Genomic DNA, 12,019 nt, shown 5'->3' with positions numbered 1-12,019 from the left:
GCTTAGCGGCGGGAAGGGTCGGCACCCAATAGGGAAACGATCTCATGCCTAAAGTAACTCCCAAACCCCCGGATGCGGACAACAACACTTCCGCCCACGAAAGCCCCAAAACCGAACCGCTCGACGAAGCCATCCAACGCGACGACGATGAGTATCGGGCCTCCTTCGCCGACATCCGAGCCACCCCGCGCACGCCTTCCACAATGTTCATCGTCAACCCTGAACTCGATGTTCAAGAACTGCTGGGTTTTTCAAGCGAGGCGCTGGCGTCTGCCTGCGTGATGATCATGGATCATGCAGACCGAGAGACGGGGACAAGTCGCAACACCCTGCTAGGTTTTCACCTGATCATGTCCTCGATAGAAATCTCGGTGAACCGTGCACTGGACCGCCTCGACCCAATTGAGTGAACGCGGCACCTAACAGAACCACAGAACGGCGTCGGATTCATGTTCGACTATTCAAGACAAAGCCCTCGTACGAGGGCTTTGTTGTTTCCGCAAAACATTGTAGGAGCGAGCTTGCTCGCGATGGTCGTGAACGATAAAGCCTAAAAACAGATGCCCCGTGGTGGCCTTGAGTTTTTCGCGAGCAAGCTCGCTCCTACAAGGGGAATGCGGTGTAAACGTATTTCAGGACTAGACTCGCGATTGGTAAATCTCAGTATTAGTGACCCGCACTCTGCCCACCATCAACGTGCAGGATTTCGCCGGTTACAAAGTTCGCGCTATCCAGATAAACAACCGCCTGCGCAATGTCGCTGATCTCGCCCATATGCCCAACCGGGTGCAGAGCGCCCAGCGCTGCGTGGGTTTCCTCACCATGCATCGGCGTCTTGATGATCCCAGGTGAAACCGCATTCACTCGAATCCCACGCTTGGCGTATTCGATGGCCAGGGATTTGGTCGCCGCGTTCAGGCCACCTTTGGTCAGCGAGGCCAATACCGATGGCACGCCGTCGATAGCGTGATCGACCAGGCTGGTGGTGATGTTGACCACGTGGCCGCTGCCTTGTTTTTCCATCTCGGTGATTGCGAGTTGGGTGATGTAGAAGAAGCCGTTCAGGTTCACCGACAGCACATTGGCGTAGTCTTCAGCGGTGTACTCGGTGAACGGTTTGGCAACGAAGATACCGGCGTTGTTGACCAGGGTGTCGATACGGCCGAAACGTGCGATCGCTTCACGGATGACTTGCTGAGCGACCTCCGGGTTACCGATATCGCCGGCCACGGTGAGGATGTCCGGGTCGGTAGACGGTTTGATCGAACGCGAAGTGGCGACAACTTTGTAATCCAGATCACGGAATGCTTTAACCATGCCTGCGCCGAGACCTTGGGAGGCGCCAGTGATAACGATGACTTTTTTCGAATTGCTCATGATGAACCTCGACTAATAAATGATGGTTTGAAAAAGTAATGAATCAGGCTTCGGCGGGGGCCTTCGCCATTTGTCTCAACATCTGTTCGTAGTACTCGACCGACTGCGAACCAGACACCAGGTGACGACCGTTGAGGATCATGGCCGGGACAGAGTTGATGCCGCGCTGTTGGTAAAACGCCTCAAGCTCACGCACTTCCTCGGCAAACGCTCCGGACGCCAACACTTCTTGAGCCGCTGCCGCATCCAGCCCTGCTTCGGCCGCCAGTCGAACCAGCGTCTCGCGATCGCTCGGGTTCTGGCCGTCAGTGAAATAACCGCGTAGCAGGGTCTTCTTCAATGCAACCTGCCGCCCTTCTTGCAACGCCCACAACAGCAACCGGTGCGCATCGAACGTGTTGTAAAAGTGGCTGCGCTTTTCCAGATCGAAGGTGAAACCGATGGCCTCGCCGCGAGCGATCTGCATCGCTTTACCGGCGGCGACGTCTTCGGCGCTGCGCCCGTATTTGCGCATCAAGTGCTCGACGGCTTTCTCGCCTTCAGGCGGCATGTTCGGGTTCAACTCGAAGGGCTTGTAGGTCAGCTCGACCGAGACTTCACCCGCCACGTTCTCGATCGCCTGCTCCAGCGCCGTGGCACCCAAAGCACACCAAGGGCACACCACGTCGGAAATGAAATCGATGGAAACCGACGACGTCACGACTTGCCCTCCTCTTCCGCCAGTTGCTTGCGGTACTGGGTGGTGGTGATGCCGGCGTAGCCCCAGTTATCGGTGTCGACTTCTTCGATCACGATGTGGGTCAGGTGCGGGTCCTTGTTGAGGACGCGTTGCAGGGTTTCAGTGATTTCAGCGATCACCTGAGCTTTCTGCTCAGAGGTAACGCCATCGCGGGTGATGCGTACGCTTACGAAAGGCATGAGGAAGATCTCCAGTGACCTGCTCATCGGGATGATGGGTAGGTGTTGGAGCTCAATGTATGAGGTTGGCTGGAGGGGATAAAGGTGGGGGCGGGAACATCATTAGTTACGTGGTGTAATTTGTTCTGCTGTGCCGGCAAAAAAAGCTTGGATCAAAAAAGGTCAATCAGCTAACCTTAATTTATCTTAAATTTTAGATATCCCATAAAAGGAGCAGGATTATGGCAATTCAGTTCTTCGACAGCCCATTCCACGTCACGCACGACGAGGAGGTTGCGAGCAAAATGGCCCTGAAAATGGAACTGTCGATATTCATCACTGATTGCATCAAAAAACTGGGCCTCAAACAGGGCGAAGCCGCGGTCAGACTGGACGTTACCCAGTCACGCATTTCGGAACTGGCCACTGGCAAGATAGAGAAATTTACGATCGACGCGATGATGGACATGCTCGATAAACTCGGATTTCGCACCACGTTTACATTGGCTTCCAACAATGCTGGTGCGTTACCTCAGATCGTCATTTCACAAGCTAATGCCTGCTAGACGTTGAGCCCCATTTTTCGAAGTTCCCTCTTGAGCTCCTTCAACCGATCTTCCGCAACCGCCATTGCGTGACGATCAGTTCCATTTGTCGTTTTTACAAACGAATGAAGGACGAAGATGGTGTCCGCATACTTCGCGATATAGATACAGCGGTATGCAGGGCTTCCGTTGATAATCAACTCAATAACGCCCGCTCCCACCGAGCTCAGCTGTTTTATTGCCAGCTCTGGACTCCCGCTGTACTGCACACGCATCAGATCCTTTCCGAACTCATCTTGTACCCATCCCGGCAGGTCCCTGTACTCACGTGTTGCAGCTTCACTTACAAAAGCAAATCTCTTCAAATGATCGATTCCTACCTGAAACAGTCGATGCCTCCGAACGTCTCAGTAGACGATTGGTGGGGCGCTGTTTAGTAGTCATCGCGGGATTTTTCGGCAGTAGGACTCAGCTCTTTTTTATGTAGTCCGTTTAGGGACGTGTCGCAATTTTTCACTTTTTGCGACACGTCTTTGGAACATGTCGCCGTGGACGACACGTTGGCAACATGTGTTACCAAAATTGAATTTTGGCGATATGGCTCCACGCAGTCAGTAAAGCGCGTAAACCGCCTTTCGTAGGAACCTGGCTTGCTGGCGATAGCGGTCTGGAGGGCGCAATCGCCAGCAAGCTGGCTCCTACACGCTCCCGCTCGCCAATTCGCAGACGAAAAAAAGCCCCGAACCAGTCAGGGCTTCTTCATTCTCAGCCTTGAATCAGGCTTCGATATCGCAACCCACCATCAGAAAATGTTGATCGGGTAATCCACAAACACACGCACTTCGTTGCTTCTGACGTTTTACTCGCTGGATTTCTCTGCGTTCGTCTTCGGCGTTAAATCGGCTGTGTAACAATAAAGACACAAATTGAAACACTCAAACAACAGAACCTTTCAGGAATTGCTCACGAAAGCAAATAGCAAGCATTATCATCCGCGCCCTTCATGCTACAACCCAAAAATCCTACGGACGCGTCCTTAAATGCCTGCCCCCTTTCGTCTTACGCCTTTCAGTCTTGGGCTCTCTGCCTTGTTATCTGCCGGTTTTTCCTACGCCGCTCCTACAACCCTGCCGGCAACCTCCATCAACGCCGAGGCAGAAGCCGACGACCCACGCGTAAAAGAAACCAGCACCGCAACCCGCACGGCCACACCCGTGCGCTACGTACCACAAGCCATCGACTCGATAAAAACCTCGAATGTCGTCGATTACGGCACCAACGATCTGGGTACGGCCCTGAGCGGCATTCCCAACGTCAGCAGCGGCGCTGACACTCGCTTCGACAGCCTGCGCATCCGTGGCTTTGACGCCAGCAACGACTTCTACCTCGACGGTATTCGTGACGACAGTCAGTACGTGCGCGACCTGCACAACATTGAACGTATCGACGTCCTCAAGGGCCCGGCGGCGGTGTTGTACGGCCGTGGCAGTCAGGGCGGGATCGTCAACCGGGTCAGCAAGTTGCCGGAGTTCGGTCGCCGCTCTTCCATTGAAGCCCAGGGCGGCAGCGACGACTTGCGCAGCCTTTACGCCGACCTGAGCACCGATCCCAGCGAGAACATCAGCCTGCGTCTGAACATGGGCAACATGGACCAGAACAGCTTTCGCGATGGCGTCAGCGGCAATCGCCAGTTGTTTGCGCCGTCGATGAGCTGGCAACTGACACCCGACCTGAACTGGCTCGTGCAGTACGAATACAGCCGCTACAATCGTACGCCGGATCGCGGTATTCCCGGTGTCAACGGACGCCCGGCAGATGTAGGACGGGATACGACCTACGGCAGCGATCACGATTTCATCGACGACAAGTCGCAATCCCTGCGCTCGAAACTCAGCTACGACATCAACGAAGACTGGCAACTGCGCCAGACGCTGGGGGTGTTCAAGCTCAACAGCGATTTCGACAACACCTACCTCACCGGCTACACGCCGGCGACCAACCGCGTGACGCGTCAGCACTGGCAGCAGGATCTGACCACTCGCAACGTCTACAACAACATCGAGCTGGAAGGTGGTTTCGATACGTTCGGCCTTGAGCATCGCCTCCTGACCGGCGTCGAAATCGGCAGTCAGCGCCGGGATCCGAAGCTTTACACCGCAGCCACTACCGGGCCTGGGCGCCAGGCCGTGCCGTCGCTGGATCTGTACAACCCGGATCGGGATTTGCGCCACACCGGGCGCATGCAGGTGTCCAGCGACAACCACACCGAAGTCGAAAGCCGTGCGGTGTACGTACAGGATCAATTGCGCCTGAACGATGAATGGCAATTGCTGGCGGGTCTGCGTTACGACACCTTCGACATCGAGTCGACCAACAAGCTGCGCGATATTTCCGAAGACCGTGACAGCCACAGCACCAGCCCGCGTGTAGGACTGGTCTGGACGCCACTGCAGGATCATTCCTTCTACGCCTCCTGGACCAAGACCTTTTCGCCGGTCGGTGGCGGTTTGATCGGCATCACCCCGGGCGCAGCCGGCAATACCAACGACCTTAGTCCCGAGCTGACCAAGCAGAAAGAAATCGGCGTGAAGAGCGACTGGCTCGACGATCGTCTGAGCACCACGCTGGCAATCTACGAACTGGAACTCTACAACCGTCGCACCAGCGACCCACTCAACCCGACCATCACCTTGCTTTCCGGTAAGCAACGCTCACGCGGGATCGAGCTGACCGGCACCGGCAAGATTGCCGGCAACTGGTACGTGCGTGGTGGCGTGGGTGTACAGGACGCAATCGTCGAAAAGGACAACAACGGTTTTGAAGGCAAGCGCATCAGCAACGTGGCCAAGCACAACGGCAGCCTGTTCCTGACCTGGAAACCGGAAATGGGCTGGTACGCCGAAACCGGCCTGACCCTGGTGGGCGACCGCTATGCGGACAACCTCAATACCACCGTTCTACCGGGTTATGGCCGTTGGGATGCGCTGGCCGGCTTGCGCCAGAAAGACTGGGACTTGCGCGCGGCGCTTAACAACATCAGCGATAAAACCTATTACTCGTCGGCCACCAGCGCGGCGCAGATTCAACCGGGTGAACCGCGCAGCCTGGTTGTCACCGGAACCTATAGCTTCTAAACACCACCGATCCGGTGTGAGCCACAACTATCGTATTCACACCAAAGCACTGTGGGAGCGGGCTTGCTCGCGAAGGCGGTGTGTCAGGTAGCATTGTTGTCGACTGTCAGACCGCTTTCGCGAGCAAGCCCGCTCCCACATTTGATCTGTGGTGATCACAAAAACATCGCCCATAAAAAAAGCGCCGCCTTCCCGGCAGCGCTTTTACCAATCCGTTGTTGTTCTTTCTTTATCCTTCCATCACATCCCACAACGCATCCAGCTCCGCTTCGCTGAATAAACCAGCGGGGTAGCGCTCGGTCATTATCCGGCGCGGATCAGGCTCTCTGATCTGACGCGTTCCATTGGACTTCAACCAGTGCGCCAGGATCTGGAGCGATTCGCTGTTTACTGCCAGGGGATGCAGTGCCCGCTCGCTCACTACGTTCATTTCCGCGTTCATTTCCGCGCTCTCTCCTGGTTTCTGAGCGGCTAACTTATCCAAGGTTTATGACAGAACATCGAAGTTCTCCCCTCCCTGCTTCACGTCTGGAAAGATACAAGAGCTGTGCCAATGTGTCGGGGCGGTCGACCAGCGGATACAAAAAAGCCCGCGGTCCTGATGGGCTGCGGGCTTTCTTGCAAAGCGTCGAGGGAAAACCGTTGTCTGATTGATTTTCCAATCAACTCAGGCTGTTACAACGGCACTCACTCCGTGTGCGGTGCTGGCTGCTGTTGGGTAAGACAGTGGATGTTACCGCCGCCCAGTAACAATTCGCGCCCCGGCACCATGACGACTTCGTGCTGCGGGAACAGGTTCTGCAAAATCTCTTTGGCCGGACCATCCAGCGGGTCGTCGAAACTCGGCGCGATGATGCCGCCGTTAACGATGAGGAAGTTCACGTAGGAACCGGCCAGACGAACAGTCGGATTTCGTTCCTGAGTTCCGTCTACCGGGTCCACACCGGCGCACTCTTCTTCGGTCGCATACAGCGGCCCCGGAATCGGCATCTTGTGCACCATAATCGGGCGACCTTTGGCGTCAGTGCTGCTTTCCAGCACTTTCATCGCCGCCTGGCAGCGCGGATAGTTCGGGTCTTGCGGGTCATCGGTCCAGGCCAGCAATACTTCACCCGGACGTACATAGCAGCAGAAGTTATCCACATGGCCGTCGGTTTCGTCGTTGAACAGACCGTCCGGCAGCCAGATGATTTTATCCACAGCCAGATGGGCGCTGAGCACCGCTTCGATTTCTGCACGGTTCATGTGCGGGTTGCGATTGCGGTTGAGCAGGCATTCTTCGGTGGTGATCAGCGTGCCTTCGCCATCAACGTGGATCGAACCGCCTTCGAGCACGAAGCCCTCGGTGCGATAACGCTGGCTGCGTTCGATCTCGAGGATCTTGCCGCCGACCTGCGAATCACGGTTCCACGGCGAATAAAGTCCACCGTCAAAACCGCCCCACGAGTTGAAATCCCAGTTCACACCGCGAACTTCGCCGCTGTTATTGATGACGAACGTCGGCCCCGTGTCGCGTACCCAGGCGTCGTCACTGGACATTTCGACCACACGAATACTCGGCACATCGAGACGGGCGCGAGCATTTTCGTATTGACCGGCGGACACGGCCACCGTCACCGGTTCGAAACGTGCGATGGCCTTGGCCACCGCCACGTGTGCGGCTTGCGCCGGTTTGCCACCCAGGCGCCAGTTGTCCGGACGCTCGGGCCAGATCATCCAGGTCTGGGTTTGCGGCGCCCACTCGGCGGGCATGTAGAAGCCATCGGCGCGCGGGGTGCTGTTTAAAGTGGTCATGCGGTCAGGACTCCAGAGAACCGTCGAGGGTTTTGATCGCATTGTATAGGTTCGGGCGACGATCACGGAACGAGCCCCATGCGCTGCGAATGTGCTCCAGCTCGTCGAGGTCGAAGCTGTGAACCAGTACGCCTTCTTCGTTTTTATCGAGTTCCTGGACCTTCTCGCCGAACTGGTTAGCGATAAACGACGAGCCGTAGAAGGTGATGTCGTACCCGTCCTGCTCCTCGTTGCCGATACGGTTGCTGGCGATTAGCGGCATCAGGTTGGCGCCGGCATGGCCCTGTTGCACACGCTGCCAGTGGTCACGGGACGAGATGGTCTTGTCGTGCGGCTCGCTGCCGATGGCCGTCGGGTAGAACAGAATTTCCGCACCCAGCAACGCCATGCTGCGCGCGCATTCCGGGAACCACTGATCCCAGCAGATGCCCACGCCGATTTTCGCGTAACGGGTGTTCCAGACTTTGAAGCCGGTGTCGCCCGGGTTGAAGTAGTACTTTTCGTGGTAGCCAGGGCCGTCCGGGATGTGGCTTTTACGATAAATCCCGAGGTTGCTGCCGTCGGCATCGATGATCGCGATGCTGTTGAAACGCGCACGGCCGGCCAACTCGTAGAAGCTGATCGGCAGCACCACTTGCAGTTCCTTGGCGATTTTCTGGAAATGCTTGATGGCGACGTTCTCTTCAACCGTCGTGGCCAGTTGCAGGTAATCCGGGTTCGGCTTCTGGCAGAAGTACGGCGCCTCGAACAGTTCCTGGACCAGGATGATCTGCGCGCCTTTGGCCGCAGCCTCACGGACCAGCCTTTCAGCGGTTTCGAGGTTGGCTTCGAGGTCCCAGGAACAGGCCATCTGGGTGGCGGCGACGGTAACGATACGGCTCATGAATCATCTCCGGGCAAGTGCTGTGGTCGAGTTTGGCATCGACCGATGACAGAAAAGGAAGCGCCGGGCGTGATGAGGCACGTCGCGGCAATGGCGACTTTATAGCCGATAAAAATCGGCTTTAAAAGCGATTAATTTTCCTTTCGTCGAAAACAACCGCCATTAAACCCGATAAGAATCGAATTAAACACACCTCCCTGTGGGAGCGGGCTTGCTCGCGAAGGCGGTGGGTCAGTCAACATACATGTTGAATATTCGACCGCTTTCGCGAGCAAGCCCGCTCCCACAGGGGGATGTGTTTACAGACCCTCGGCGAGCACCTTCGCCAGCATGTCGACAAAGAAATCCACACTCCGACGCGAGGTGACCATCGGCGGTTTGATTTTGAGGACGTTCAGATAATCCCCCGTCGGCTGCATGAAGACCCCCAACTCCCGCAGGCGATCACACAGCGCCGTGGTTTCTTCAGTCGCCGGTTCCAGGGTTTCGCGGTTGCGGATCAATTCGACGCCCAGATAAAACCCGGAGCCGTGCACCGCGCCCACCAGCGGATGACTATCGATCAGCGCTTCCAGACGCTCCTTGAAATACCCGCCCACGACCTGGGCGTTTTCCCAAAGTTTTTCCTCTTCCATCACATCCAGGACGGCCATACCGATCTGGCAACTGACCGGGCTGCCACCCGCCGACGAGAAGAAATAACCTTCGGCCTCCAGCGCTTCGGCGATCTCCCGGCGGGTGATCACCGCGCCCAGCGGCTGGCCGTTGCCCATGCCTTTGGCCATGGTGATGATGTCCGGCACCACGCCCTGCTCTTCGAAGCCCCAGAAGAAATGGCCCATGCGCCCGTAGCCCACCTGCACTTCGTCGGCGATGCACACGCCGCCCTGGGCACGAACCAAGCCGTAAACCTGTTTCAAATACCCCGGTGGCAGCGAGATGCCGCCGGCATTGCCGTACACCGGCTCGCAAATGAATCCGGCCAGTTGGCGTCCTTGCGCAGCGATTTTCGCCAGGTTGTGTTCGACGCTGCGCACATAGTTCGGCGCACTGTCCGGACCACGAAATTCACCGCGATAGGTGTTCGGTGCCGTCACCGGGTGCACCCAGTCCGGGCGGCTGCTCAAGGCCTTGGGGTTGTCGGCAATCGACGTCGAGACCGCGTCCGCGCCCACCGTCCAGCCGTGATAGGCCTCCAGCACGCTGACGATGTCGCGGCCGCCGCTGAAGGCCCACGCCAGACGGATCGCCAGGTCATTGGCCTCGCTGCCGCTGTTGACCAGGAACACCCGGTCCATGCCATCCGGCGACAACTTCAGCAACCGCTCGGAAAACTCGGCGACCGCCGCATAGTTGAACCGCGAGTTGGTGTTGAGCAGCGACCACTGACGGCTGGCCACCGCGGCCATGCGCGGATGACCGTGACCGAGCACCGCGACGTTGTTGAGCATGTCGAGATAGGAACGGCCCTGCATGTCGATCAGGTGATTGCGCCAGCCGCGCTCGATGCGTGGCGGGTCGACGTAATAGTGTTTCTGGGTCCGGGCGAAACTGGCGTCGCGGCGCGCCAGCAAGGTCTGCGAATCCAGCTCCGCTTCAGCATCGCAAGCCAGCCCCAGCAGCGCCGCCGGTGACGGACACAACGCTTGCCAGGCCGCCGCACGCGACGGCGTGCAAAACAACGGCGCATCGAACGAAGCGCCTCGGCACAACTGCACCCGCAACGGACCGCTGACCGCGCCCAAAACCTGGCCTTTGACCAGTGCCGCACCGATGTGCAGCGACGGCGTCACGCCCCACAGCCGCACGCTCAATTGCGGGCCGTCGAGTTGCAACACACCCGGCGCCGGTTGGTGGACCACACCGGCGAAAGGCGATTCGACCGCCGTGCCGTGGGGCACCCGCAACTCGACATGCAGCGGGCAGGTGTCCGGTTCGCCGGCACTGTCGGGGCGGGTGCGGGACAACCGGTATTGTCCGTAACGGCTCGCCGCCAGCCCGTGTGCTGCAGCCGCTTCGCTCAACAGTCGCTGATCAATTCCTTCCTGCTCCCAGTTACCGGCCTCGAAATGCGGGCTGAGTACGCCCAGGTCGATCAAGGCGAATTCACGTCCGACGAGGCTCGGCAGCAGCGGCGCGAAGCCTTCGCTGCCGATATCTGACAGGTTCTGGCCGACAGAGGTGAGGATCGCCGCTTCCATCAACGCCAGCGGCACCGAGGTGGCAACGCGGAAAATCTCCCACTCATGGGTCAGGTTGTCGCGACTGTAGTGGTTACCCGGATCAATGCTGACCTGCTGTTCGCCGCTGAGCACCAGCACCGCCGCCCGCGCGACGATCAGCGGCCACAGCGCCAGCAACTCTTCATGTTGCAACGGATTGACCGCGTGATAGGCCTGAACCGCCGGCAAGATATAGAACGGATCGCCAGCGGCATGGTGCAGCAGCGCCGCACAGGTGACCGAGAGGTCGGTGATGCGCCAGGTGCGGATCAGGTCGCCGAAATCGATCACGCCCTGCAGTTGCCACTGGCGTTGCGAATCGCGCTGCCAGACCACGTTGTCATCGGTGATGTCCATGTGGATGGCCTGCACCGGCAACTTGTCTACCAGCGGCTGCAAATGCCGCTCGGCCTGTTCGGCCACTTGCGCGATCAACGCTCGTTGCGCGTCCTCTTTAATGACCGGCAGCAAATGCGTGATCAAAGCGTTGGCATGGCGAGCGTCCCATTGCAGGGTGCGTTCAAGACCCGCATGGTTGAAATCGGCCAGCGCCTGGTCCATTTCACCGCAGAGCCGGCCGAAACCGGCCACCACTGAACCGGGCAGATGGTCCAGGTGTGTGAGCGACTGGCCCTCGATGTATTCAAGCAGGCGCACGTGCACCGCTTGTCCGCCGACTTCAAGTGACAGTAGATCGGCGCCGTTTTGCGCCGCAATCACTCGCGGCACCGGCACGCCGGAGTGTTCGGCCAGATGCTTGAGCCCGGCATGCTGGGCTTGCAGTTCCAGCGCCGAATAGTCGCCACGGCAGATTTTCAGGACGAAACGCCCATGCTTACTGTCAACGCGGTAGTTGAGATCCTGCTGGCTGCCGAGCGCCTGCAGCTTACCGCTCAGCCCGTAATGCCCTTCGAGCAGCTCGAGCGCTTGCTCCGCAGACACTTGCGGGCTGGGCAAACTGGCGCGATGAATCAACGTGGCGAGCGGCATACAACGACCCCTAAAATGTTATTAGGCGCTTATATCGCCACCGCGTCGGTCGATAATCAACCCCTTGTTAATGGGTCAAAACCCAAATAGACGTCACAACTCTATTGCGCCACCCCTCTCCTGCCGACAAGCTATGCTCATTTGCTTCAATCGTCTTACAGATAAAGGCTGGCCAAC

11 protein-coding genes are annotated in these 12,019 nt (G+C 57.9%); 3 read left to right on the top strand and 8 right to left on the bottom strand.

What is annotated here, in order from left to right; all coding sequences use genetic code 11:
* The first annotated feature begins 44 nt into the window (after window positions 1-44).
* Window positions 45-410, top strand: a complete 366-nt coding sequence (locus tag ACA073_RS01485) for a DUF6124 family protein (RefSeq protein ID WP_497401112.1) — start codon at window positions 45-47, stop codon at window positions 408-410.
* A gap of 256 nt (window positions 411-666) precedes the next feature.
* Here the strand turns inward: ACA073_RS01485 and ACA073_RS01480 are convergent, their stop codons facing one another.
* Genes ACA073_RS01480 through ACA073_RS01470 form a run of 3 tightly spaced genes read right to left on the bottom strand, consistent with a single transcriptional unit; the run spans window position 667 to window position 2,295 of the window.
* Window positions 667-1,377, bottom strand: a complete 711-nt coding sequence (locus tag ACA073_RS01480) for an SDR family NAD(P)-dependent oxidoreductase (protein ID WP_497401110.1) — start codon at window positions 1,375-1,377, stop codon at window positions 667-669.
* Window positions 1,378-1,420: 43 nt separating this feature from the next.
* Entirely contained in the window at window positions 1,421-2,077 is a 657-nt protein-coding gene (locus ACA073_RS01475) for a DsbA family oxidoreductase (protein WP_497401109.1), read from the bottom strand.
* Window positions 2,074-2,295 (bottom strand): tautomerase family protein, encoded by a 222-nt coding sequence (locus ACA073_RS01470; protein WP_497401107.1) that lies wholly within the window; start codon window positions 2,293-2,295, stop codon window positions 2,074-2,076. Before ACA073_RS01470 ends, ACA073_RS01475 begins: the two co-directional genes overlap by 4 nt.
* A 221-nt stretch (window positions 2,296-2,516) precedes the next feature.
* Here ACA073_RS01470 and ACA073_RS01465 point away from each other — a divergent pair, with 221 nt between their 5' ends.
* Window positions 2,517-2,840 carry a helix-turn-helix domain-containing protein gene (locus ACA073_RS01465; protein ID WP_497401105.1) on the top strand — a complete coding sequence of 108 codons (324 nt, stop codon included), beginning with the start codon at window positions 2,517-2,519 and terminating at the stop codon, window positions 2,838-2,840.
* On the opposite strand, the gene ACA073_RS01460 is transcribed toward ACA073_RS01465, so the two are convergent.
* Entirely contained in the window at window positions 2,837-3,184 is a 348-nt protein-coding gene (locus tag ACA073_RS01460) for a type II toxin-antitoxin system RelE/ParE family toxin (RefSeq protein WP_497401103.1), read from the bottom strand. The two genes, ACA073_RS01465 and ACA073_RS01460, sit on opposite strands and share 4 nt — an antisense overlap.
* 675 nt (window positions 3,185-3,859) lie before the next feature.
* Between ACA073_RS01460 and ACA073_RS01455 the strand changes: the two genes are divergently transcribed.
* On the top strand, window positions 3,860-5,953 hold the full coding sequence (locus ACA073_RS01455) for a TonB-dependent receptor (protein ID WP_497401101.1): 2,094 nt from the start codon (window positions 3,860-3,862) through the stop codon (window positions 5,951-5,953).
* A gap of 229 nt (window positions 5,954-6,182) precedes the next feature.
* Here the strand turns inward: ACA073_RS01455 and ACA073_RS01450 are convergent, their stop codons facing one another.
* The 4 genes from ACA073_RS01450 to ACA073_RS01435 all read right to left on the bottom strand — a co-directional run bounded on the left by ACA073_RS01450 (window position 6,183) and on the right by ACA073_RS01435 (window position 11,842).
* A complete protein-coding gene (locus ACA073_RS01450) occupies window positions 6,183-6,395 on the bottom strand; it encodes a hypothetical protein (RefSeq protein WP_497401099.1) in 213 nt (70 codons plus the stop codon).
* A 245-nt stretch (window positions 6,396-6,640) separates the two neighbouring features.
* Window positions 6,641-7,747, bottom strand: a complete 1,107-nt coding sequence (gene aguA, locus ACA073_RS01445) for an agmatine deiminase (protein ID WP_497401097.1) — start codon at window positions 7,745-7,747, stop codon at window positions 6,641-6,643.
* Between the two features lie 4 nt (window positions 7,748-7,751).
* Window positions 7,752-8,630, bottom strand: a complete 879-nt coding sequence (gene aguB, locus ACA073_RS01440) for an N-carbamoylputrescine amidase (protein WP_497401095.1) — start codon at window positions 8,628-8,630, stop codon at window positions 7,752-7,754.
* Between the two features lie 299 nt (window positions 8,631-8,929).
* Window positions 8,930-11,842 carry an aminotransferase gene (locus ACA073_RS01435; RefSeq protein WP_497401093.1) on the bottom strand — a complete coding sequence of 971 codons (2,913 nt, stop codon included), beginning with the start codon at window positions 11,840-11,842 and terminating at the stop codon, window positions 8,930-8,932.
* Between the last annotated feature and the right edge of the window lie 177 nt (window positions 11,843-12,019).

The sequence above is a fragment of the Pseudomonas sp. LBUM1670 genome (assembly GCF_059695695.1).
Note: the sequence above shows the minus strand (reverse complement) of the source record. Positions and strands in the feature narration are given on the sequence as shown.

Excerpts from the sequence above, each read along its gene's own strand:
- ACA073_RS01455 (WP_497401101.1), top strand. The coding sequence starts at position 3,860 with ATGCCTGCCCCCTTTCGTCTTACGCCTTTCAGTCTTGGGCTCTCTGCC.
- ACA073_RS01450 (WP_497401099.1), bottom strand. The coding sequence starts at position 6,395 with ATGAACGCGGAAATGAACGTAGTGAGCGAGCGGGCACTGCATCCCCTG.
- ACA073_RS01465 (WP_497401105.1), top strand. The coding sequence starts at position 2,517 with ATGGCAATTCAGTTCTTCGACAGCCCATTCCACGTCACGCACGACGAG.
- ACA073_RS01470 (WP_497401107.1), bottom strand. The coding sequence starts at position 2,295 with ATGCCTTTCGTAAGCGTACGCATCACCCGCGATGGCGTTACCTCTGAG.
- ACA073_RS01485 (WP_497401112.1), top strand. The coding sequence starts at position 45 with ATGCCTAAAGTAACTCCCAAACCCCCGGATGCGGACAACAACACTTCC.
- aguA (WP_497401097.1), bottom strand. The coding sequence starts at position 7,747 with ATGACCACTTTAAACAGCACCCCGCGCGCCGATGGCTTCTACATGCCC.
- ACA073_RS01435 (WP_497401093.1), bottom strand. The coding sequence starts at position 11,842 with ATGCCGCTCGCCACGTTGATTCATCGCGCCAGTTTGCCCAGCCCGCAA.
- aguB (WP_497401095.1), bottom strand. The coding sequence starts at position 8,630 with ATGAGCCGTATCGTTACCGTCGCCGCCACCCAGATGGCCTGTTCCTGG.
- ACA073_RS01480 (WP_497401110.1), bottom strand. The coding sequence starts at position 1,377 with ATGAGCAATTCGAAAAAAGTCATCGTTATCACTGGCGCCTCCCAAGGT.